Consider the following 24,033-nt stretch of genomic DNA (forward strand, 5'->3'; position numbering starts at 1 on the left):
GTGGGAGCGAGCCTGCTCGCGAAGGCGTCAGACCTGCCAGAGATGAGTTGACTGTGAGACCGCTTTCGCGAGCAGGCTCGCTCCCACAGTGTTATCGGTTGTTTTCGGGGTTACCGGTGTACAGCCGGATAATCTCCTCAATCTCCCCCGACATCTTCATCCGCAGCAACGTGCGTAATATCCGCTGCACCGGCACGCTCGGATCATTCCTCACGTAACACCCCACCTCCTGCTCCTGCAGCACGGCCACCGCTCGCAGTTGCTGGACCGGCAGCAGGCGCTGATTGAACCAGTCCAGCGTCCATTGATTGCTCACGGCATAGCGGTAGCGCCCGGCCAGCAGTTTTTCCAGCACTTGTTCCTGATTGCGCGCGTCTTCGCGTTGCAGTTGATCGGCTTCGAACAGCGGTTGCAGGGTCGGGTAGCTGTAACCGCGCACCGTGCCGATGGCCTGGCGGGGCAGGCGAGCGGGATCGGTGGCCGCAGGCTGGTCCTTGCGGCTGATGAGCAGGTCGCGCTGGAACAGCAGCGGCACGCTCCAGAGGTAATCGCCGGACTGATTCGGCAGCCACGACTGGGCGGCATAGCAGCGCACATCAATCTCGCCATTTTCCATGGCGTTTTGCACGCGGGCGCGGGGCAGCACGATGAATTCAGCCGGCACGCCGACCTGCGTCGACAGGCTGAGCATCAGGTCGTAGAGGATGCCCTGGGTCGGACGATTGCGTTCGAGTTGCACCATCGGCATCGCCCAGCTGTCGGACACCGCGAAGCGCAGCGGCGGTTCGACCGCCGTCGCGCTCAGGCTGATACCCAGCAATGCCCCCATGGCCCACCGCATAAACGCTCCGGTAATTCCCGATCCCGAGCCGATAAAAGCCTCTGCTTGTGCAGCTTAGCCATTTTAGGCGCGGACACCGGATGCAATTTTGCCCTTGCTCCGCTAGCATTAGCCGCTTCAGCTTCCTTCGTTGCGACGGTTTTCGATGAGTTATCAGGTTCTTGCACGTAAATGGCGTCCGCGCTCGTTCCGCGAAATGGTCGGCCAGACCCATGTGCTCAAGGCTCTGATCAATGCCTTGGACAGCCAGCGGCTGCACCATGCGTACCTGTTTACCGGCACGCGTGGGGTCGGCAAGACCACCATCGCGCGGATCATTGCCAAATGCCTGAACTGTGAAACAGGTATCACCTCCAGCCCGTGCGGCGAGTGCTCGGTGTGCCGGGAAATCGATGAGGGCCGTTTTGTCGACCTGATTGAGATCGACGCCGCCAGCCGGACCAAGGTCGAAGATACCCGCGAGCTGCTCGATAACGTGCAGTACGCGCCGAGCCGTGGGCGCTTCAAGGTCTACCTGATCGACGAAGTGCACATGCTCTCCAGCCATTCCTTCAATGCGCTGTTGAAAACCCTCGAAGAGCCGCCGCCGTACGTCAAGTTCATCCTGGCGACCACCGATCCGCAGAAACTTCCGGCAACGATTCTCTCGCGCTGCCTGCAGTTTTCCCTTAAGAACATGACGCCGGAGCGGGTGGTCGAGCATTTGACCCACGTGCTGACGGCGGAAAACGTGCCGTTCGAAGACGATGCATTGTGGCTGCTCGGTCGCGCCGCTGACGGTTCGATGCGTGATGCCATGAGCCTGACCGATCAGGCCATCGCCTTCGGTGAAGGCAAGGTCCTTGCCACCGACGTGCGGGCGATGCTCGGCACGCTGGATCATGGGCAGGTCTATGACGTCCTGCATTCATTGATCGAAGGCGACGCCAAAGCGTTGCTCGAAGCCGTGCGGCATCTGGCCGAGCAGGGCCCTGACTGGAACGGCGTGCTCTCGGAAATTCTCAACGTATTGCACCGTGTGGCGATCGCCCAGGCATTGCCGGAAGGCGTCGACAATGGCCACGGCGACCGTGATCGCGTGCTGGCGCTGGCCCACGCGTTGCCGGCCGAAGACGTCCAGTTTTATTACCAGATGGGCTTGATCGGTCGTCGCGACTTGCCGCTGGCGCCAGACCCGCGCGGTGGTTTCGAGATGGTCTTGCTGCGGATGCTGGCGTTCCGACCGGCCGACACGGCGGACGCCCCGAGGCAGCCGCTAAAGCCAGTGGGGATCAGCCAGGCCACAGTTGATTCCGCAAACGCCGTGGCTGCCGCGCCCAAGCCTGCGCCGGTGGTCGTCGCGCCCATTGCGCCAGCCCCGACGCCAGTGGCCGCACCTGTGCCGGCCGCTGCGCCCGCGCCAGTTGCAGCCGCTGAACCGGAACCCGTGGCAGAGCCTGAGCCCGTGGCCGTCGAAGCGGTGGTTGATCTGCCGTGGAACGACCCGGTAGAAGCCGAGGCCGAGCCTGCGCCGGCGCAGCAACCCGCCGTCGAGCCGGTGCTGGAAACCGCCGCCGAGCAACCCGAGTTGCCGCCGATGCCGCTGCCGACGCCGGACAGCGTCGTACCGGATGCGCCGGAGTGGGCCGCTGCACCGATTCCCGAGCCGTCGGTTGCTGATGTCGATGCCGCCACGCCGGGCATTGATCTGGATGACGAGCCGCCGCTGGACGAGGACTACATCGAGCCGGACATCGATTCGGCCTATAGCTACCTCGACGAACTGGCCAGCGAACACGCCGCCGACCCCGAACCGGAACCCGAGCCTGAACCGGCTGCGGCCCCGGCCACCGGTCTGGCAGCGCAATGGCTGGAGCTGTTTCCGAAACTGCCGATTTCCGGCATGACCGGCAGCATCGCCGCCAACTGCACGCTGATCGCGGTGTATGGCGATCACTGGCTGATGCACCTTGATCCGGCGCACAGTGCGCTGTTCAACGCCACCCAGCAGCGCCGTCTCAATGACGCGCTGAACCAGTTCCACGGGCGTACGCTGAGCCTGACCATCGAGCTGATCAAGCCCGAGCAGGAAACTCCGGCCCAGGCGGCCTCACGGCGCCGTGCCAACCGTCAGCGCGAGGCGGAGGAGTCGATCCACGGCGATCCGTTCATCCAGCAGATGGTTCAGCAGTTCGGCGCGGTGGTGCGACACGATACTATTGAACCTGTCGACGCCTTGGTCACCCAAGGCTAATAACTGAAGGTGCCCGGCCGACTTCGCCGGGCGCTGTTTTGATCCAAGTACATTTGAGGTGATTACCATGATGAAAGGTGGCATGGCCGGCCTGATGAAGCAGGCGCAGCAGATGCAGGAAAAAATGGCCAAGATGCAGGAAGAACTGGCCAACGCCGAAGTCATCGGCAAGGCCGGCGGCGATATGGTCACCGTGGTGATGACCGGCCGTCATGACGTCAAGAGCGTGACCATCGACCCGAGCCTGGTCGAAGGCATGAGCGAAGACGACAAGGAAATGCTCGAAGCCGTGGTCGCCTCCGCCGTCAACGACGCGGTGCGCAAGATCGAAGCCAACAGCCAGGAAAAAATGGGCAGCATGACCGCCGGCATGAACCTGCCAGCGGGGATGAAACTGCCATTCTGATTCGCCAACCGGCGGCAGATGAGCTACACAAAATGCCAGGCATCGTGCCTGGCATTTTTGTTTCTGCCTGGTGGACATGTGCCGGCTGGACTGACGCCTTCGCGAGCAGGCTCGCTCCCACATTTGGAATGCATTCCCTTGTGGGAGCGAGCCTGCTCGCGAATGAACTAACCTCGGCACAACTGAAGAAACATCGAACACACCAAAGCCACAACGGTCTGCTCCCTATACCGCCGAATTCCAATTCCCAGGAGACGCTGACATGTCCGACCCTCTCACCCTCAACCAACGCTTCGTCCTCGCCTCGCGCCCGACCGGTGCGCCGACCCCGGAGAATTTCCGTCTTGAGCGCGAAGCGTTGCCGGATCTCGAAGACGGTCAGGTGCTGCTGAAAACCCTGTACCTGTCGCTCGATCCGTACATGCGCGGGCGCATGAGCGATGCACCGTCCTACGCCGCGCCAGTGCAGATCGGTGAAGTGATGACCGGCGGCGCGGTCAGCCGGGTTGAGGATTCGCGTCATCCGAAATTCCACAAGGGCGATCTGGTGGTCGGCGCGACTGGTTGGCAAAGCCACAGCATCAGCGACGGCCGTAACATCATCCCGATTCCCGCCGGCCTGCCGAGTCCGTCCATGGCCCTCGGTGTGCTGGGCATGCCGGGCATGACCGCGTATATGGGCCTGATGGACATTGGCCAGCCGCAAGAAGGCGAGACCCTGGTGGTCGCCGCCGCTTCCGGTGCGGTCGGCTCGGTGGTCGGCCAGGTGGCGAAGATCAAAGGCCTGCGTGTGGTCGGTGTGGCCGGCGGTGCCGAGAAATGCAAATACGTGGTCGAGGAATTGGGCTTCGACGCCTGCATCGACCACAAGGCGGACGATTTCGCCGAGCAATTGGCCAAGGCCTGCCCCGAGGGCATCGACATTTATTTCGAGAACGTCGGCGGCCATGTCTTCGATGCGGTGGTGCCGTTGCTCAATCCCAAGGCGCGCATTCCGTTGTGCGGCCTGATTGCCGGGTACAACGCTTCGGAAGCGCCGAAAGGCCCGGATCGCCTGCCAATGTTGCAGCGCACGTTGTTGACCAAGCGCGTGCGCATTCAGGGCTTTATCGTCTTCGACGACTACGGCGATCGCCAGCCGGAATTCATCAGCCACATGGTGCCGTGGGTGCGTGATGGCAAGGTCAAGTTCCGCGAGGACGTGGTCGAAGGTCTGGAGCAGGCGCCCGAGGCGTTTATCGGTCTGCTGGAAGGGCGCAATTTCGGCAAACTGGTGGTAAAGGTCGCCGAGGATTGAGCATTTGACGCTGGCCGGAGGCGCGGGTATAAACCGCGTCTCGTTGTTTTGTCGGACTTTTCCCCATGAGCTTCAGCCCTTTGATTCGCCAACTGATCGACGCCTTGCGCACCTTGCCCGGCGTCGGTCAGAAAACCGCCCAGCGCATGGCGTTGCAGATGCTCGAGCGCGATCGCAGCGGCGGCATACGTCTGGCCCAGGCGCTGAGTCAGGCCATGGAAGGGGTCGGCCATTGCCGGCAATGCCGCACGCTGACCGAAGACGATCTGTGCCCGCAATGCGCCGATAATCGCCGCGACGACACGTTGCTGTGCGTGGTCGAAGGGCCGATGGACGTTTACGCGGTCGAGCAGACCGGTTTTCGTGGACGTTATTTCGTGCTCAAGGGGCATTTGTCGCCGCTCGATGGCCTCGGGCCTGAGGCGATCGGCATTCCGCAGTTGATGGCGCGGATTGAAGAAGCGGGCACGTTTACCGAAGTCATCCTCGCGACCAACCCGACGGTGGAAGGTGAAGCGACCGCGCATTACATTGCGCAACTGCTGCAGAACAAGGGTCTGATTGCCTCGCGGATTGCTCACGGCGTGCCGCTGGGTGGCGAATTGGAACTGGTCGACGGCGGCACGCTGGCGCATTCGTTTGCCGGGCGCAAACCGATTTCCCTCTGATCATGCGGTGTCTGTTCTGACGCCTTCGCGAGCAGGCTCGCTCCCACATGGGGTCTGTGTGCACTACAAATCCCCTGTGGGAGCGAGCCTGCTCGCGAATGGCGCGCCTCGGTTTAACTGACTCCGCACAATTGTGTTGAAAACCAAGCAAGCGCTCGGTTAAGTTCGGCGAACCCCTCCGTGGAGTTCGCCCATGCCTGCCTTCCAGGAATACTTCGACCCCAGCCATCAATTGGTCCGCGACAGCGTCCGGCGTTTTGTTGAGCGCGAGATCCTGCCGGACGTCGACCAGTGGGAAGAAGCCGAAAGCTTCCCGCGTGAGCTGTACCTGAAGGCCGGCGCGGCGGGCATCCTCGGTATCGGTTATCCCGAAGCCCTCGGTGGCAGCCATGCGGGCGATCTGTTTGCCAAGGTCGCCGCCAGCGAGGAATTGATGCGCTGCGGCTCTGGTGGCCTGGTGGCGGGGCTCGGCTCGCTGGACATCGGCTTGCCCCCGATCGTCAAGTGGGCACGGCCTGAAGTGCGTGATCAGGTGGTACCGCAAGTGCTCAGCGGCGAGAAGATCAGTGCCCTGGCGGTGACCGAACCCGGCGGCGGTTCCGACGTCGCCAACCTGCAGACGCGTGCCGTGCGTGACGGCGAGAGCTACCGGGTCAGTGGCAGCAAAAACTTTATCACCAGTGGCGTGCGCGCCGATTTCTACACGGTCGCGGTGCGTACCGGTGCGCCGGGTTTCGGCGGCATCAGCCTGCTGCTGATCGAGAAGGGCACGCCGGGTTTCACCGTCGGCCGCTCGTTGAAGAAGATGGGCTGGTGGGCGTCGGACACCGCCGAGCTGTTCTTCGACGATTGCCGAGTGCCGCTGGGCAATCTGATCGGTGCCGAAAACATGGGCTTCGCCTGCATCATGGGCAATTTCCAGAGCGAACGTCTGGCGTTGGCGCTGATGGCCAACATGACCTCGCAACTTGCACTGGAACAGAGCCTGAAATGGGCGCGCGAGCGTGAGGCCTTTGGCAAACCGATCGGCAAGTTTCAAGTGATCAAGCATCGCCTCGCCGAAATGGCCACGGCGCTGGAAGTGTCGCGGGAATTCACCTATCGGCAAGCGGCGAAGATGGCGGCGGGGCAGAGCGTGATCAAGGAAATTTCCATGGCGAAGAACTTTGCCACGGACACCTCCGACCGCATTACCAGCGAAGCGGTGCAGATTCTCGGCGGGCTCGGTTACATGCGCGAAAGTCTGGTGGAGCGGTTGTATCGGGATAACCGCATACTTTCAATCGGCGGGGGCACGCGGGAAGTGATGAACGAGATCATCAGCAAGCAGATGGGGCTTTGACTCAGCGCGTGAGGCTGCTGTGAGCAAGCTTGTCTGGATGACAGCGAAGATAATTTGAATCAAATTCAGTGCGGGCGTGAGGTGACTGCATCACGGGTTGGCAAGTACATTCCCTGAGAGCAGCACAGCAGGATGATTTTTTACCATGGACAGGTATTTTTCATGACCGGCATTACCCCAGCACCCTCACGTCTACCGTTTTTAGCCCGTACGCCAGATAAACAGGCAGACCCACCAGCCGACAAAGACGATCCGTTGACCACGCCTGAGCGATCAAGCGGGGATTTTCCGTTGCGTGATCACTCGACGATGCGTCCGGACCTTGCCGAAGCCGCCACTGCCCAGGTGCGCCCCTTGGGCAATCTGGGAGGAGCGCTGTCATGGTCTATTCCTTTGAACGCAGACGAACGACGCCGCTTGCGTCTTTTCACAATGAGCCATCAACACCATTCGGGTGATCAGCCGCTGGTCATGCAAACCAAAGGCGGTGTGCTCGAGTTCCTGAATTATTGCCACTCTGTGCCGACACAGCTCCAGCATGAGCCGGCGCAGATGCTCCAAGCGTTGGTCGCCTCCCCACAGGGGCAACTGATGGGCAAAGCGCTGCAACAGAAGATGCAGGGCATAGAAAGCGATAGCAGCGTGACGGATTATCTGCTGGCCGGGATTGCTCTGCAGATGGATCCCGAGTCAATCGTCGCTCCCGTTCGCAATAAAATCGCTGGCTTTGATCTGGCCAGTGAGCAGTTCTGGGGAGAAGCTCCTCGCGCGGTCGTGGATGGACTTGCTGAGCACCTGAGCTCGACCGGTCGCACCAGCGCCGTATTGGCAAAAGTCGGTGCCCGCATCTTGCTGGCCCGAACGGCGCCGACTTTTTTGATTCACCGGGTTCCCCCTGGCGTAACAATTGGCAGCCAGGCCTGGGCCAACCTGACGATCGCGGCAATGACGATCGAGGCTTTGCAGCCGGGCAAGGTGCTCGACATGACGTTTGCTCAGGTCATGAATGATGCTGACCAATTCCGCCAGATCGACTCCGCCGCCACTCAACGCGCCCAGACTACTGCGGTAGTCGATTGGGCAATAGCTGACGGAGTGATAAAAAAATCCAACGATGACACCTACATTGCCGCGACACTTGAAACGGCGAGAAATGCATTCAACGCACAACTTGATGATCGGCTCACCGCCTCCAGCGTACTCATCAAGGAGATATCAACGCGCAAAGACATCGCACTGGCAATCCTGAAGAAGCGATTCGGTGATTTAGGTGCGCTGTTTGAGGTGAAGGCGCTCAGTACAGATACGTATCGCGGGGAAAGCGGGCAAAGCGGATTTGCCGGTACTCATTCGCTCCTGGATTACGCCATGATGGACTTGCCCAATCTGCGGCCCCTCAAGTCCAGCGACCCTCGCCTCCCGCTGGGGGCAATAAACGACAATCCGACATTCGGTGTACTGGCAGCTTTCGAAGAACAGTTCGCCATTGCAATCAGAGCGAAAAAATCCGCAGTGGCAACAACGGTCAGGCACATGATCGCGCAGCTTCCATTGGCAGACAGGAAAAATCTGCAATTTGGAAAACTCAGCTTTTTCCAGGAAAGTTGGTATACCACCGACGGTTTTTTCAATAATAGCCCGGAACAAAAAGAACCCTGGCTGCTCCTCAGGACCGAACTGTGTGGAAGCTTTCAAGCCTACGAAATCAACTTCGACAAAGGTGCGATTGAACGGGCGAATTTGAACAAAGCGAAGAGCAGGGAATCAAGGGAAGGCAACAAATACTTCACGACCAAAGCGCTTGAACCACGTGATACCGGAAATGATCTGGATCGCGAGCGATCTTTTGACGACTCGCTATTGAACAGCTTCAACAGCGATCGAGCCCATTGCATTGCCGATGTATTTGTCCAGCACCTTGATCTTGATGATCCAGCAATCAAGCAACTGGCACGCGGGCAAACCCCTTTGGACGAGTATTTCGCTCCCAAGCCCTTGAACGATTTTGTGCTGAACCTGATTCCTTTTCGGGCTGCGATAGTCAACCTTCGGGATGGTCGTTATGGCGAGGGCGTATTTGATCTGCTGCTGGACGTATTCGGGTTCCTCACCGCTGGCGCCGCCACTGCCGGAAAACTCCTCAAGATCGGACGTACTGCCGTTTCTGCCGGAGCCAAAGTCTCAAGGTCGGTCAATGTTATTGGTGTATCGGCCATAGAATTGCTCAATCCCGTCAGTGGGTTGGGAGATTTGGCCAAGCTTGCCGGTATTGGAGGTTTGTACGTACTGTCCAAAGGCGCCAGAGCGATCAACAGGCTCAGGGGGGGCGCCGCCAGTTACGATGTCTTGAAGGCGGTCAGCAAACAGTACGACGCAGCGGCAACAGGGGGGGTGTATGTAGCGGGACAGAAGTTGGAGGTCGCCGCGGTCCTCAGGGGCGGACATTGGTACGCCTTTGACGCCGATTCCATGAGGCCTTTCGGTAGTCCGCTCGAGGCGTTCGAGGTTGCGACCCAGGCTGTTGCAGGCCAGGTCTGGACAGCCCACATAGACGAGGCGCAGGGGCTGAGTCATAAGCGCTACGCTCGCCTCGCCGTGCCCGAATCCCGTATCGCCGGACTTACGCGCAACAGCCAGGGTGTCTATGTTGCAGCCGATGGGCATCTTTCCCATGTACGCCATATTGATAACCGGGGTAAAACGGCTGTGTACCAAGTGCGACAGGTCACGCGCACGGAAGACGGCGTCGTTCAGGCGCGGGTTTATCACAATACCCGGCAAACCGAGTTGCTGATCCAGCATGTTCACGGTGACCAATGGCAACGCCTGGGTTTATCCGGCGGCGGGAATATTACCGCTGAACATTTGCGAGCGTGGGAGGCGTTGTCGCGCGAGGAACAGCTGACACTCACCCGCCAAGGCTTTGCACGTCAGAATCGCGTCTCTGTAAAAACCTTTGAATATTACGTAAACGCTGACGGCCAGCTAAGTGCTACGGGACTGCTCCTGCGTGACCGCTCTATCGGGACGGCCTTCAATACGATCACTGCAGCGCACGTTCGTAGCTGGCAATCCATGAGTAAGCAAGCGCGCGATGCGATGACCCAGGAAGGATTTGCCGCTCATCATCACCTGCAGCCGCAGACGTTCAAAAATCACGTACACGTCGATGGCAGCCTGTCGCTCCAAGGTGAATCGCTGCTGTATCGGGAGGGGGGTGGCATCTATAACAAAATCACCGATGACCATTTACGCCAGTGGAAGGCGCTATACGAGCAACCTGACAACGCAGTTACGGCAGGGCAGTTCAGGCAACAACACGGGCTCGATCCACGACTCTGGGAGAAATACGTCCACAGCAATGATTCTCTGAAAAAAGCTGCTCTGCAACGTGTCGCGCGGATCAGCACCACCGAGCCTGCAGCAGGCCCTTCACGCCCGCAAAGAATCACGGGCGCACATCTGCGAACGTGGGAAGCCCTGTCAGCCGAGGAACAATTGCGGGTTACACGAAAGGGTTTTGCGCAGGAACATCATTTGTCCATAAAACCCTTTGAGCACTTTGTACAACCTGACGGTCAGTTAAGCGCTACGGGCGTGCTGGTGCGAGACCGTCCAGTGGACTCGCCCTACAATGAGATAACCGCCGAGCACGTCCGTCATTGGCAAAACATGACACAGCCGGCGCGCGATGCAATGACCATTGATGGATTTGCCGCACATCACCACTTGTTTCTCAATACATTCAGGTCGTACATACGGAGCAAAGGGACGCTGACACCCGCCGGAGAAGCTCTATTGTTCAAGGCGGATGGGGGCGCCTACAAGGCGATTACCGATGAGCATTTGCTTCAGTGGAGCAAGCTTTTTGCCCAAGCGGATGGACCGATTGCCGAGGAGGCGTTCCTGCGTCAGCATGGGCTGAACCCGAATCTGTGGAGGTATCAAGTCAAGCCTGATGGCTCCTTGAGAAAGGCGGCTGCGCAACGTCTGCAACAGGCGAAGAAAAACCTCGCACTACCGCCGGTCCAGGCGCCGGGTACGCACAGGAACAGGATCACTGCCGAGCATTTGCGGGCCTGGGAGGCGCATTCACCGCAAGAGCAGCGCAGGTTGACCCCGGCAGGCTTTGCCCAACAGAACCACCTGTCTTTGAAAACCTTTGCCCACTATGTGCAGGCTGACGGCCGGCTGAGTGACGTCGGCGTGCTGGTGCGCGACCGCCCCGCCAACCTGCCCTTCGATATGGTGACGGCTACGCACGTCCGCAACTGGCAAGGCATGTCAGAACCAGTGCGAGACGCAACGACCCTGGAAGGGTTTGCCGGTCAGTACCATTTACACCCGGGAACACTGAAAAACCACGTGTATGCGGACGGGCGCTTGACTGCGGTTGGTGAGACGCTTTTGTTCAAGGCAGACGGTGGTATCTACGAACCGATTACCAATGAGCATTTACGCGATTGGAGCAAGCTCATGGCCAGTGCGGACGACGCTGTCACGCCAGAACAATTCGTCAGGCGCAACAAACTGAATCCAGTCAAATGGAAAAGATTCGTTAATGACAACGGTTCATTAAGAGATGAAGCGGTGCGGCGTCTGGATCGGGCAGGGCAGAACACCACGCCGTCTTCTGACGTTGCCGAAGCGGGCCAGGACGCCAAAACAACCGCGGTAACCGCTGAACATTTGCGGGCCTGGGAGGCATTACGGCTCAAGAAGCGGTTAAGGCTGACCCCTAAAGAGTTTGCCCGAAAGCATAATCTCTTCCCTAAAACCTTCGAACATTACGTACAGCCTGATGGCACGCTGAGTGCTACTGGGGTGATTGTGCGTGATCGCCCTGCTGACATGCCTTTCAACAAGATAAGCGAAGTCAACATTCGTCGTTGGCAGAGCATGACCCAGCAGGCGCGTTATGCAATGACCAGGAAAGTCTTTGCTGACCACTACCACCTTGATCCCGACCGGCTGAAATCGTATGTGGGGCTAAATGGCCGTTTGACCCCCAGCGGCGAGGCGCTGATGAACAGGCTGGCCGGTCGCAGCTACAAAACGATTACCGACGACCATTTACACCAATGGCGAGTGCAGTTCGAGCAGCCTGACAACTCAATGACACCTGAGGAGTTCATGCGCAAATACGAGCTCAACCCGAGCCGTTGGGCAACTTTGGTTGATGCAGACGGCACCTTGAAAGAGGGCACCATGCGCCGTCTCGATCGAGCGGAGCAACATGTCGCGGCGGAGCAGGCTGGTGCGAGCACGACACGAAAGCGGCCAGCATCAGATCCTTTGGATCCGCCGCCGCCGAAGGCGGCGGATCAGGCCAGGTGGACCGATACGCCACAGGATGCAGAAGTCCCCGGCCCCTCGTCGGCGGTCGAGCCTGTTGTGATCAAGATTGAGCCCGGTGTCTCTACGCCATTACGTCGCCATCAGATCGACAATACGCTGCCGATTCTGCAGGATCCGGCAGACCCAAGACTCAGCTTGACCCGGTCACTTGAAGGGCCCATTGAGGAAATCCGTATCGCCTACTGGAATGGCCTGCTTGACGGACTCGACAGTGCGACGAAGACGCGGGTTTCGACTCAGATCAAGGCGTCGATCAAAGACTGGCTGCGTAGCGAGGGACAACACCAGTCCCGATTTGATGAAAGCGTGGAAGTGATCACCGCGCTGGATGATGGCGGGCCGGCCCGCGGCGCTTCGGTATGGGCGCGGCGCGATATTGCCCAGTTTGAAGTGCTCGGACCTTATGCGGGCAAATACCACCCATCAGAGGCGTCGTTGTTTCAGGAACAACGCAAGCAAGGTTCCGAGGCTGTGCTGACCTATATTTTCGGTACACGTTCGGGTGAACGCACCGTGAGCGGGCTGCACACGGGGAATACTCTGAGCCTGATCAACACTTCGCAACTGAAAAGCGGACCCGTGTGGAAATCGAACAATGTCATCTCCATCGCGGTAGGGAAAAACCTCACGTTCTACGTAGCGCTGTCGGATATCAAGAAGGGGGAGGAATTGCTGTTGGACTATGGACCGTTCTACCAGCCGGTACCTGATATCGCGATCAAGCCAGATCCAGATCGCTGAGTTGAAGTATTCGATGGCTTGATGATCAACATTGGCGATCAAAGAAAGATGGGGCTTGAGGCCTTGCGGTGTGCCTGCTGACTCCCTTCGCTAGCAAGCTCGCTCACAGTTGAATTGCGTTCCCCTGTGGGAGCGAGCTTGCTCGCGAAGGCGTTTAAACAGGCGCTGCTTATTTATCGGTCAAGGCAAACTGCGTCAGGCAGAATGTCGGAATGCCCATGTCCTGCAGACGCTGCGAGCCTTGCAGCTCCGGCAAGTCGATAATCGCCGCCGCTTCATGCACGCGCGCGCCCATGCGGTGGATCAGGTTGGCGGCCGCGATCAGCGTGCCGCCGGTGGCGATCAGGTCATCGAACATCACCACCGAGTCGCCTTCGCACAGGCTGTCGGCGTGCACTTCCAGAAAGGCCTCGCCGTATTCGGTGGCATAGCCTTCGGCGAGCACGTCCGCCGGCAGTTTGCCTTGCTTGCGGAACAGCACCAGCGGCTTGTTCAACTGATAGGCCAATACCGAACCGATCAGGAAACCGCGGGCATCCATCGCACCGATGTGGGTGAAGTCGGCTTCGACATAGCGGTGGGCGAAGCTGTCCATCACCAGGCGCAGCGCCGTCGGCGACTGGAACAGCGGGGTGATGTCGCGAAAGATCACGCCCGGTTTCGGGAAGTCGATCACAGGGCGGATAAGGGATTTGATGTCGAAGGAGTCGAAGACCATCGTCGAGGTGTCCTGGCAGGGCTGCAAACAGCGCAGTATACCCGCGGCTGAAACGATTCGCTCAACCGCGGGTCGTGATCAGCCTTCGATCGAGCCACCGGCCAGCGCGCACAGCTGTATCGGGTCGAGGATGTGGATTTCCTTGCCCTCGGCGGCGATCAGTTGGTTCTGCTGAAAACGCGTGAACACCCGCGACACGGTTTCCACCGCCAGGCCCAGATAGTTACCGATCTCATTGCGCGACATGCTCAGGCGGAACTGGTTGGCCGAGAAACCGCGGGCGCGGAAACGTGCGGACAGGTTGACCAGAAACGTGGCGATGCGCTCGTCGGCGGTTTTCTTCGACAGCAGCAACATCATTTGCTGGTCGTCGCGGATTTCCCGGCTCATCACGCGCATCAACTGACGGCGCAGCTGGGGCAGTTGCAGGGCCAGTTCGTCGAGGCGTTCGAAAGGGATTTCGCAGACCGAGGTGGTTTCCAGTGCCTGGGCCGATACCGGGTGTTTCTCGGTGTCCATGCCAGACAGGCCGACCAGTTCGCTCGGCAGGTGGAAGCCAGTCAATTGTTCTTCGCCGCTGTCGCTGAGACTGAACGTTTTGAGAGCGCCGGAGCGTACTGCATAAACGGAATCGAACGTGTCGCCCTGGCGGAACAGGAATTCACCCTTTTTCAACGGGCGGCCGCGTTTAACGATTTCGTCCAGCGCATCCATGTCTTCCAGATTCAGCGAGAGTGGCAGACACAGCGGGGCCAGGCTGCAATCCTTGCAATGGGCCTGGGTGTGAGCGCGCAGTTTGACTGGCTCGGACATTTCTTCAATCCTTGTGGGAAAACACACATAAGACGTAAGGGTAACTCACCGAGGGACCTTCAGGCCAGCGTATGAAGGCGTTGTCCCACAGACATCAAGTCAGCGCAAAAGCGGCCGATAAACAGGTATCAGACCGCATGAAAGGAAGGATCCGATGACTGCCATTGGCACGCTAAGCCCCGGTAACAGCGGCGTTCCGGCATTGCTCGAGGTCGCCGGCAACGACGTCGCCAACGAGCGCGACGCTGACGCGTTGAACACCGCAACCCCGACCTTGGTCGAGGGCGTCAAAGTGTCGCTGTCCGGTGCGTCGATCGCCAAGGCCGCCAGCGTCGGCGGTGAAAACAGCGATATCGACAACAGCGGCCTGCCGGAAAACATCCAGCAATTGCTGAAGATGATCCGCAAGTTGCAAAAACAGATCGCTGAAAAGAAGGCGCAGATGAACAAGGTCATGGCTGACAAGACCCTGTCCAACGAAGAACGAATCAACAAGCTTGCCGCCCTGCGCGGGGCCATTGCCGCGCTGAACAGCGGCGTGGTCACCGCCAACCTGGCCCTGTCCAAAGTCATGGGCCAGTCCGCAATGACCCCTGACCAGAACCTCAAGGTCGGCGCCTTGCTCACCAAAAACTAGATCACCCGCGAAAAGCGCTGACGGTTCTGTTGTTGCAGATACGCATCGAACACCATGCACACCGAGCGCACCAGCAGGCGCCCGGCCGGCGACACACTGATCCGCTCGCGATCCAGTTCAATCAGGCCATCGTTGGCCATGCCCTGCAGTTGCGGCCACAGTTCAGCAAAATAGCCCTGAAAGTCGATGTTGAACCGCTGCTCGATGTCGGCGAATTGCAGGCTGAAATTGCAGATCAGTTGCTGAATCACTTCGCGGCGCAAACGATCGTCGGCGTTGCACACCAGGCCACGGCTGGTCGCCAGTTGTGCGCTCGCCAAGGTGTTTTGGTACTGGCTGAGATCGCTGGTGTTCTGGCAATACAGGTCACCGATCTGGCTGATCGCCGAAACGCCCAGGCCAATCAGGTCGCAATGGCCGTGGGTGGTGTAGCCCTGGAAGTTGCGTTGCAGGGTCTGTTCTTCCTGGGCAATCGCCAGTTCATCGTCGGGCAGGGCGAAGTGGTCCATGCCGATGTAGCGATAGCCGGCGGCGGTGAGCTGCGCAATGGTGCGTTCGAGCATTTCCAGCTTTTGCGCCGGCGCAGGCAGTTCGTGGCCATTGATCCGCCGCTGCGGCATGAAGCGTTCCGGCAGATGCGCGTAGTTGAACACCGAGAGCCGATCCGGCTGCAGGCTGATTACTTCCTCGACGGTGCGCGCGAAATTGTCCGGGGTCTGCTTGGGCAGGCCGTAGATCAGGTCGATGTTGATCGAGCGAAATTGCAGCGTGCGCGCGGCATCGATCACTGCGCGGGTTTCTTCCAGGCTTTGCAGGCGATTGACGGCGCGCTGCACGGCCGGATCGAGGTCTTGCAGGCCTATACTGACGCGGTTGAAACCCAGCTCGCGCAGCAGGCCCATGGTCGACCAGTCGGCCTCGCGGGGGTCGATTTCGATGCCGTAATCGCCGGAGTCATCGTCCAGAAGATTGAAATGCTTGCGCAGGTGCGCCATCAGTTGCCGCAGTTCGTCGTGGCTGAGGAAAGTCGGCGTGCCGCCACCAAAGTGCAGTTGCTCGACTTTCTGGGCCGGGTCAAGGTGACAGGCGATCAGCTGGATTTCCTGCTCCAGCCGCTGCAGGTACGGTGCGGCGCGTCCGCGGTCCTTGGTGATGACCTTGTTGCAGGCGCAGTAGTAGCAGATGTTCGCGCAGAACGGCACGTGCACGTACAGCGATAACGGGCGCTGGGCTTTGCGGCTGTCGCGCAGGGCATGGAACAGATCGAAGGTGCCGACCTCACCGTGAAATTGCACGGCGGTCGGATACGAGGTGTAGCGCGGCCCCGCCAGGTCATAGCGGCGGATCAAATCGGTGTCCCAACGAATGGCGTCGAGCATGCGGGCATTCCCCCGGATAGGCTGGCAGTGTGGGCGAGTCTAGGGGAGGGGGCGGCGGGGCATCTTGATTTGCATCAACAGGGGATTTGTATTGTTTGTGCGGGCCTCTTCGCGAGCAGGCTCGCTCCCACATGAGATCTGTGGTGTTCATGCGATCAGTGTGGGAGCGAGCCTGCTCGCGAAGGCCGCACCGCCGATCAATGACCCATAAGCCAATGCTGATGCGGACCGGGAAGGGTCCAGACACCAAACACAATCACCAACAACCCACCGGCCATACGCACGCTGCGCTTGCGCAAGATCGCGGTGACCCGTTCCGCCGCCAGCCCGGTTGCCAGCAACACCGGCCAGGTCCCCAGGCCAAACGCAAGCATCAGCAAGGCACTATCGAGCGCATTACCCTGACTCGCCGACCACAGCAACGTGCTGTAAACCAGCCCGCACGGCAGCCAGCCCCACAGCGCGCCGAGCACCAATGCACGCGGCAGGCTCGACACCGGCAACAAGCGATTGGCCACGGGCTGAATATAACGCCACAGTCCACGCCCGAGGCTTTCGATACGCGTCAGCCCGCTCCACCAACCGGCGAGATACAAGCCCATGGCGATCAACAGCAATCCGGCCAGTACACGCATGAACAGCGCCGCCGGACTGTTGGCCACCGCCCAGCCGGCGAGGCCGATAAGCAGGCCGGCCGTGGCATAGCTGAGAATCCGCCCGAGGTTGTACGCCAGCAGCAAACGAAAGCGCCGGCTGCGCTGCTCCTTGGGAATCGCCAGGGTCAGTGCGCCCATCAGGCCGCCGCACATGCCCAGGCAGTGGCCGCCACCCAGCAGGCCAAGAATCAGGGCGGAAACCAGCAGTGGCGCCAGTTCAAGCATGCGGTGGCGCCTTGTCGTCCGGTTTGCCGGCCTTGGCTTCGTCCACGGCAGCGGTGTGGTTCGGATCCTGATCATCGAACAGAATGCTGTGCGCCGGGCCGTCGAGGTCGTCGTACTGGCCGCTGTCCACCGCCCAGAAGAAGATGTACACGGCGATCGCCACGATCAGCAGTGCAGCGGGGATCATCACGTAGAGAGCTGGCATCGGTACTCCAGGCCCGCGCGGCTCAGGCCGGTAGCGGGCGGGTTTCTGCCCGGGTGCTGGTGTGCGGCGGACCCGGCAGGCGAGTCAGGCGCAGGGCATTGAGCACCACGGTCAGCGAACTGATCGACATGCCGACCGCGGCCCACACCGGAGTGATCCAGCCGAGGGCGGCGAACGGCAACATGAGGCCATTGTACAGCGCGGCCCACAGCAGGTTCTCGATGATCACCCGACGGGTACGCCGTGCCAATGTGAACGCTTGCACCAGCGCGTCGAGGCGGTTCGACAGCAGCACTGCATCGGCACTGGTTTTCGCCAGATCGGTCGCCGAGCCCATGGCCACACTGATGTCGGCCGCCGCCAGCACCGGCACGTCGTTGACGCCGTCGCCGAGCATCAGCACTTTGCGGCCTTCCTTGTGCAGTTGTTGCAGTACTTGCAGCTTGTCGTCCGGGCGCAAACTGCCGCGAGCCTCGTCAATGCCCAGTTCGGCGGCGACGCTGGCGACCATTGGCGAGCTATCGCCGGACAGCAGCAGGGTGCGCCAGCCGCGCGCCTTGCACGCGGCGAGCAGGGCGGGGGCATCGTCGCGCAGGCGATCGTCGAGTACCAGCCACGCCAGCGGACCGGCTTCATCACCGAGCAGCAACCATTGGCCTGCTTCATTCGGCATCGATGGGACGCTGGCACCGCTCAGCGCGCAAACGAAGTCTGCCTGACCAATGCGCAAGCGCTGCCCGGCCACCGAGCCTTCAAGGCCTAGCCCCGGCGTGCTGTGTACTTCATCAGCGGCCAACGGCGCACGGCCGAAAGCGCGGGCGATCGGGTGTTCCGAACGGTTTTCCAGGGCAGCGGCCCGGCTCAGGCACTGCTCGCTGTCGAGCGCGCCGAGGGGGCGGATCGAGCGCAGCACCAGGCGGCCTTCGGTGAGGGTGCCGGTCTTGTCGAAAATCACCGTGTCGATCTGGTTCAAGCCTTCCAGTACATGCCCGCGGGTCAGCAATAAACCGAGCTTGTGCAAGGTGCCGGTGGCGGCTGTGAGCGCGGTCGGCGTCGCCAGCGACAGTGCGCACGGGCAGGTCGCGACCAGCATCGCCAGAACGATCCAGAACGCCCGCGACGCATCCAGTTGCCACCACAGTAGGCCGATGGCGGCAGCAGCAATCAGCGACAACAGCAGGAACCATTGCGCGGCGCGGTCGGCGATTTCTGCCAGTCGCGGTTTCTCGGCCTGGGCGCGGTCGAGCAGGCGCACGATCGCTGACAGGCGCGTGTCGTGGCCCAGCGCCTGAACCTCGACGGTCAACGCGCCTTCGACATTCAGCGTCCCGGCGGTCACGGCATCGCCGAGCGTGCGCGGTTGCGGCAGGTATTCGCCGGTCAGCAGCGACTCGTCGATGCTCGACTGGCCGTCGATGATCCTGCCGTCCGCCGGCAGGACCGAGCCGGGCTGCACCAGAATCCGCTCGCCGACGTGCAGTTCGCTGAGCAGGATGCGCTCGCTCTGACCGTTGGCATCCAGCCGCAAACAGGAAGCCGGCAGCAGGTTGACCAGTTGCGCGGTGGCGGCAGCGGTGCGCTCGCGGGCGCGGCGTTCCAGATAGCGACCGGCGAGCAGGAATAGCGCAAACATGCCGACCGCATCGAAATACAACTCGCCGACACCGGTGATCGCTGTCCAGATGCCGGCGATGTAAGCACTACCAATCGCCAATGAAACAGACACGTCCATGGTCAGGTGGTGCGTGCGCAGATCGCGCATCGCCCCCTTGAAAAACGGTGCGCAACTGTAAAACACGATTGGCGTGGTCAGAAACAGCGCGACCCAGCGCAGGATCGTGTGCAGCTCGGGGCTGAGGTCGATGTTGAATTCCGGCCACGTCGCCATGGTCGCCATCATCGCCTGGAACCACAACAGCCCGGCGACGCCGAGCTGGCGCAGGGCGCGGCGGTTTTCGCTGGCCAGTTGTTCACTGGCGCGGTCGGCCTGATAGGGGTGGGCGGCGTAGCCGATGTGGCGGAGTTCGGCGAGGATCTGGCTCAGCGGTAGTTGCGCATCGGCCCAGCGCACGTGCAAGCGGTGGTTGGACAGGTTCAGCCGCGCTTCGGCAACCGCAGGCAGGGTGCGCAGATGTTTCTCGATCAGCCAGCCGCAGGCGGCGCAACTGATGCCCTCCATCAACAGCGTGGTTTCGGCCAGCTCGCCTTCGTGGCGCACGAACGGTTGCTGGACGTCAGCGCGGTCGTACAGCGCCAGTTCGTCGGTCAATTGCACCGGCAGGGCTTCGGGGTTGGCCGAGGCTTCGCTGCGGTGTTGGTAATAGCTTTCCAGGCCACCCGCGACGATGGCTTCGGCCACGGCCTGACAGCCTGGGCAACAGAATTCGCGCGGTTGCCCGAGGACGACGGCGGTAAAGCGGCTGCCGGAGGGGACGGGCAGGGCGCAGTGGTAGCAGGCGAGCGGGGTGGTCATGGTGCGCGTTCCGATGATCGTTCCCACGCTCCGCGTGGGAATGCCTCCCCGGACGCTCCGCGTCCGCTTCGGCTGGAACGCAGAGCGTCCCTGGCTGCGTTCCCACGCTGGAGAGTGGGAACGATCAAAGCGGTGTCAGTCGCCGACATTGTTACGGTCATCCGCAAGACCCCGAAGCGCTGAAGATCAGTCCCCTCTCCCTCGGGGGGAGGGTTAGGGTGAGGGGCTTTTGACCTTGACTCACTTTTTCAGGTCTTCCGCACCCTGCAACGGCTCATCGCCCAGCAGCAAATCCTTGTCATGGCTGACCAGTTCTTCTTCGAACATGCGCCACACATGCTCATCCTGACTGCCCAGCAACTCGACAAACCGCCGACCTTCAACCTTGTCATTCAACTGACCGATGTAACGCCCGGTCTCGCTCTCGCTGCGAGCCAGAACAATCTTGCGATCCTTCTCCGGCTGCGTCGGCGAGATCAGATTCAATTCCAGTGTCTTCGGCTGACTGTCACCGCTCAAGCGCAGGTCGACTTCACCGGTGACATCGTCCAGATGCACCGCCGCGCGCATTTTCAGGGTTTGCGCCAGCAGTTCACGGTCCAGCGAACGGTTGATGCCTTTGCCGGCCTCGTAATAGTTGTCGTTGACCAGATTGTCCGGGTTGTTCACCGCAATCGTCACCATCGACAGGGTCAGCGCCACCGAGCAGGCCAGAATGCCGATGATGATCCATGGCCAGAGGTGCTTGTACCAGGGGCTTGCAGCGTTTGCGGCAGACATATGCAGTTCTCTCAACGAATTTGCGGGCCGATGAATCGGCTCTTGGCTTCAATGTGGACGCTGTCGTCATCGGCATCCTTGAGGATGAATTTCACCTCGTTGGTGCTCGATGGCAGTCGTTCCGGTGCGCTCGACAACTCGACCGGCATGCTGACGATATCGCCGGCAGCCACCTTGATCTCGCGCTTGCCTTGCAGGCGCAGGTCCGGCAGACCTTCGGCTTGCAGCATGTAGGTGTGATCGCGCTGATCCTTGTTCATGATTTTCAGGCTGTAGACGTTTTCGATCCGGCCCTCGGCGTTTTCCCGGTACAGCACGCGGTCCTTGCTGACGTCGAAACCGACCAGCGAACGCATGAAGAACGCCGTGACCAGCAGGCTGATCATCGCCAGCAACACCACGGCATAACCGATCAGGCGTGGCCGCAGTTTATGGGTTTTCTGCCCCGACAGGTTGTGTTCGGTGGTGTAGCTGATCAAGCCGCGCGGGTAATCCATCTTGTCCATGATGCTGTCGCAGGCGTCGATGCACGCGGCGCAGCCGATGCACTCGATCTGCAGGCCGTCGCGAATGTCGATGCCGGTCGGGCAGACCTGCACGCACATCGTGCAGTCGATGCAGTCGCCCAGGCCCAGCGCCTTGTAGTCGATGCCTTTTTTACGCGGGCCACGGCTTTCGCCGCGGCGCGGGTCGTAGGAAACGATCAGCGTGTCCTTGTCGAACATCACGCTCTGAAAGCGCGCATACGGACACATGTAGATGCACACCTGCTCGCGCAACCAGCCGGCGTTGCCATAGGTGGCGAGGGTGAAGAAACCGACCCAGAAGTACGACCAGCCATCGGCCTGGCCGGTGAAGAACTCAATGACCAGTTCGCGGATCGGCGAGAAGTAACCGACGAAGGTCATGCCGGTGACAAAACCAATCAATAGCCACAGCGCGTGCTTGGCCGCTTTGCGCAGGAACTTGTTGGCGCTCATTGGCGCCTTGTCGAGTTTGATGCGCTGGTTGCGGTCGCCTTCGGTGACCTTTTCGCACCACATGAAAATCCATGTCCACACGCTTTGTGGACAGGTGTACCCGCACCAGACCCGTCCGGCATACACGGTGATGAAAAACAGGCCAAACGCGGCAATGATCAACAGGCCCGACAGCAAGATGAAGTCCTGCGGCCAGAACGTCGCGCCGAAAATGAAGAACTTGCGCTCCGGCAGGTTCCACCACACGGCCTGATGGCCGCCCCAGTTCAGCCACACCGTACCGAAATACAGCAGAAACAACGCCGCACCGCCGAGCATCCGCAGATTGCGGAACAGGCCGGTGAAGGCGCGGGTGTAGATTTTTTCACGCGAGGCGTAAAGGTCGACGCTGTTGTTCGGGTTTTTGCTCGGCGGTGTGACGTCGTGTACCGGAATCTGGTTGCTCATCATTGCATCCCACGGCAGTGGAAAAATGCCTTGGTCGATACGTGCCAACCAAGGTCAAAAAGGGCTGTTGCAGTGGCGCGATGATACGCCTGTCGCTCTGGCTCAAGGGTGCGACCTTTGGTCGCGTTGGGTAAAGGGTGCGGATGGTGTAGCGATCGTGTGAAAGCCTGACGCAGATCAATTGACTTGTTGAGTATGGACGGTTTTTGCCACGCAGCTCCTTGAGTATTCCACGGCTTGACCAGTCCACCGCCGCTGCCGGTGCTGCCTGACTATAAACCGGCTTGGCTCAATGGAGGCATCTGCACGTTTTCAATGGCAGAAAACGTTATGTATGGTTGAGAAGGCTTGTTGTGTTTAGTTGTTGAGGCAATGTTCGTCACGCATTGAGCAGTCGTTCTGGCGCTTGTTGGTTTGTGTGTCTGAAATATAACTAATTAATTGTCATGGGTTGGTGCTTTGTACTTCGTCTTGTTTTCGAATAAGTTCTTTTGGGGCGAAAGTGGTTCGCCTGTAGATAATTTAAATGGAGTTTAATGTATGCCTTTCAATAAGTTTGCGAGCGCCGTGCTAAGTGTGTGTTTATTGGCATCCGGTGCCTCCGCTCAGGCTGTAACGGGTACGCCGAAGCACATGGTTTTTGCATCGGATACGCAATACCCGTGGACAGACAAGACGGACAGCGGGGACTTCGAACCCGATTCCGAATTCGACGCCCGCTCCAAGTGGCTGGTGGAAACGCAGTTGGCGAGCATCGCCGACTTCAGAAATCAACATGGTACTCAAGCGCAGGTCCCTTTGATGATCAACGGCGATATAACCGCTTTTGGACATGGCTGGCAACGTTCGTTCATGAGGGAGATGTTGGACAAACACTTCAAGGGTGAGTACCTGTACGGTTTGGGTAACCACGACTATGAAAATAATGTCGACGATTGTTTTAGCAATAGTTGTGCGGCGGGAAGTATCGTCGAGTTCAAAGAGCATCATGAAGGTCGGGTCGACAGCTTTGACCTGCAAATCACCAGTGGATTTTTAAGCAAAACCTATTCAGGCAGCCTCGCTTATTCGAAGAATATAGGTGAAGTTCACATGGTTCAGCTCAATAACGATCCATCTTATACCACCCGAATTGCTCACCCACTGAACCCGACAACGTTTCAAATCAATAACGCGCTGGACTGGCTGGAAAACGACCTCCGACTCGCCCGGATCGGGGGCTACGCCATCATCATCAATATGCATAAACCGTTCGGCGATAAAGTTGCCCCGGAGCAAAACAAGCGCTTCCTGGACATGATCAACAAATATCAGGTGACAGCCATTTTTGCCGGCCATTGGCATCAGGACGGAGGGGACGCCTACTGGAAGGGGAGCGTGCCGATGTTCTTGAGTGGCAGTACCTCTCAGCAGACGTATCTGACCGCCAGTTTTACCGATGACCGCAAGCAGCTGGAAATCTATCTGGTGAAGAACAACCAGTGGCGTGACCGGACGCTGATCGACACCGTTGCGGTGCATTCAATCTTTGCCCAACGCCCATGAAAAAAAACCGCCGGTGACTGGGCATTAAGAAAGGTAAACGTTACGGGGGGTAATAACGGCACGTTCGGCTTCGAACTTGATTTCCAGTGTGCTCGGCATCGCCAGAAGCTCGACGATGCTGGCCTGGCTGCCGGTCAGTTTATGGTACTCCTCGATGCTAAGCAGTACATGGGCAGGCTTGCCCCGGTCGGTAATGATGACGGGACCTTGATGCGCGGCTTTTTTGGCGGCACAGGTGTCCCGATTGAACTCGCCGTTAGAAATGATCGTGATGGCCATCATGTCCGCC

At 59.8% G+C, this 24,033-nt stretch carries 18 protein-coding genes; 8 read left to right on the forward strand and 10 right to left on the reverse strand.

The genetic code is table 11. The features are described from left to right. Positions 1-91 precede the first annotated feature (91 nt). Entirely contained in the window at positions 92-841 is a 750-nt protein-coding gene (locus ACGSLL_RS19720; RefSeq protein ID WP_394507612.1) for a substrate-binding periplasmic protein, read from the reverse strand. 145 nt (positions 842-986) lie between these two features. Here ACGSLL_RS19720 and dnaX point away from each other — a divergent pair, with 145 nt between their 5' ends. The 6 genes from dnaX (at position 987) to ACGSLL_RS19750 (ending at position 12,886) form a co-directional block, all read left to right on the forward strand. Next, entirely contained in the window at positions 987-3,074 is a 2,088-nt protein-coding gene (gene dnaX / locus ACGSLL_RS19725) for a DNA polymerase III subunit gamma/tau (RefSeq protein ID WP_394507613.1), read from the forward strand. A gap of 67 nt (positions 3,075-3,141) precedes the next feature. Then, positions 3,142-3,480: a YbaB/EbfC family nucleoid-associated protein gene (locus ACGSLL_RS19730; RefSeq protein WP_093103000.1), complete on the forward strand. Its 339-nt coding sequence runs from the start codon at positions 3,142-3,144 to the stop codon at positions 3,478-3,480. Positions 3,481-3,742: 262 nt separating this feature from the next. Further along, positions 3,743-4,777 (forward strand): NADP-dependent oxidoreductase, encoded by a 1,035-nt coding sequence (locus ACGSLL_RS19735; RefSeq protein ID WP_394507614.1) that lies wholly within the window; start codon positions 3,743-3,745, stop codon positions 4,775-4,777. A gap of 65 nt (positions 4,778-4,842) precedes the next feature. Next, positions 4,843-5,445, forward strand: a complete 603-nt coding sequence (gene recR / locus ACGSLL_RS19740; protein ID WP_394507615.1) for a recombination mediator RecR — start codon at positions 4,843-4,845, stop codon at positions 5,443-5,445. A gap of 193 nt (positions 5,446-5,638) precedes the next feature. Next, complete coding sequence (locus ACGSLL_RS19745) at positions 5,639-6,787, forward strand: acyl-CoA dehydrogenase family protein (protein WP_394507616.1); 1,149 nt, start codon at positions 5,639-5,641, stop codon at positions 6,785-6,787. Positions 6,788-6,949: 162 nt separating this feature from the next. Then, positions 6,950-12,886, forward strand: a complete 5,937-nt coding sequence (locus ACGSLL_RS19750) for an SET domain-containing protein-lysine N-methyltransferase (protein WP_394507617.1) — start codon at positions 6,950-6,952, stop codon at positions 12,884-12,886. Between the two features lie 169 nt (positions 12,887-13,055). On the opposite strand, the gene ACGSLL_RS19755 is transcribed toward ACGSLL_RS19750, so the two are convergent. Both ACGSLL_RS19755 and fnr read right to left on the reverse strand, forming a co-directional pair. Beyond that, positions 13,056-13,604: an adenine phosphoribosyltransferase gene (locus ACGSLL_RS19755; RefSeq protein WP_394507618.1), complete on the reverse strand. Its 549-nt coding sequence runs from the start codon at positions 13,602-13,604 to the stop codon at positions 13,056-13,058. Between the two features lie 78 nt (positions 13,605-13,682). Then, positions 13,683-14,417: a fumarate/nitrate reduction transcriptional regulator Fnr gene (gene fnr / locus ACGSLL_RS19760; RefSeq protein WP_394507619.1), complete on the reverse strand. Its 735-nt coding sequence runs from the start codon at positions 14,415-14,417 to the stop codon at positions 13,683-13,685. Positions 14,418-14,571: 154 nt separating this feature from the next. Between fnr and ACGSLL_RS19765 the strand changes: the two genes are divergently transcribed. Continuing rightward, positions 14,572-15,054, forward strand: coding sequence for a hypothetical protein (locus ACGSLL_RS19765; protein ID WP_394507620.1), 483 nt, complete (start codon positions 14,572-14,574; stop codon positions 15,052-15,054). On the opposite strand, the gene hemN is transcribed toward ACGSLL_RS19765, so the two are convergent. From hemN to ccoG, 6 genes are all read right to left on the reverse strand, one after another. Next, positions 15,051-16,433, reverse strand: a complete 1,383-nt coding sequence (hemN, locus tag ACGSLL_RS19770; protein ID WP_394507621.1) for an oxygen-independent coproporphyrinogen III oxidase — start codon at positions 16,431-16,433, stop codon at positions 15,051-15,053. The genes ACGSLL_RS19765 and hemN overlap by 4 nt on opposite strands. Positions 16,434-16,630: 197 nt before the next feature. Next, positions 16,631-17,314, reverse strand: coding sequence for a sulfite exporter TauE/SafE family protein (locus ACGSLL_RS19775; protein WP_394507622.1), 684 nt, complete (start codon positions 17,312-17,314; stop codon positions 16,631-16,633). Further along, on the reverse strand, positions 17,307-17,519 hold the full coding sequence (ccoS, locus tag ACGSLL_RS19780) for a cbb3-type cytochrome oxidase assembly protein CcoS (RefSeq protein ID WP_394507623.1): 213 nt from the start codon (positions 17,517-17,519) through the stop codon (positions 17,307-17,309). The genes ACGSLL_RS19775 and ccoS overlap by 8 nt, the downstream gene beginning before the upstream one ends. Before the next feature lie 22 nt (positions 17,520-17,541). Beyond that, entirely contained in the window at positions 17,542-19,992 is a 2,451-nt protein-coding gene (locus tag ACGSLL_RS19785) for a heavy metal translocating P-type ATPase (RefSeq protein ID WP_394507624.1), read from the reverse strand. A 240-nt stretch (positions 19,993-20,232) separates the two neighbouring features. Further along, on the reverse strand, positions 20,233-20,772 hold the full coding sequence (locus ACGSLL_RS19790) for a FixH family protein (RefSeq protein ID WP_394507625.1): 540 nt from the start codon (positions 20,770-20,772) through the stop codon (positions 20,233-20,235). 11 nt (positions 20,773-20,783) lie between these two features. Further along, positions 20,784-22,199: a cytochrome c oxidase accessory protein CcoG gene (gene ccoG / locus ACGSLL_RS19795; RefSeq protein ID WP_394507626.1), complete on the reverse strand. Its 1,416-nt coding sequence runs from the start codon at positions 22,197-22,199 to the stop codon at positions 20,784-20,786. A gap of 540 nt (positions 22,200-22,739) precedes the next feature. Between ccoG and ACGSLL_RS19800 the strand changes: the two genes are divergently transcribed. Then, a complete protein-coding gene (locus ACGSLL_RS19800; RefSeq protein ID WP_394507627.1) occupies positions 22,740-23,744 on the forward strand; it encodes a metallophosphoesterase family protein in 1,005 nt (334 codons plus the stop codon). A gap of 24 nt (positions 23,745-23,768) precedes the next feature. On the opposite strand, the gene ACGSLL_RS19805 is transcribed toward ACGSLL_RS19800, so the two are convergent. Next, positions 23,769-24,023, reverse strand: a complete 255-nt coding sequence (locus ACGSLL_RS19805; protein WP_394507735.1) for a type II toxin-antitoxin system Phd/YefM family antitoxin — start codon at positions 24,021-24,023, stop codon at positions 23,769-23,771. Between the last annotated feature and the right edge of the window lie 10 nt (positions 24,024-24,033).

The sequence above is a fragment of the Pseudomonas retamae genome (assembly GCF_043496865.1).
GTDB lineage: Bacteria > Pseudomonadota > Gammaproteobacteria > Pseudomonadales > Pseudomonadaceae > Aquipseudomonas > Aquipseudomonas retamae.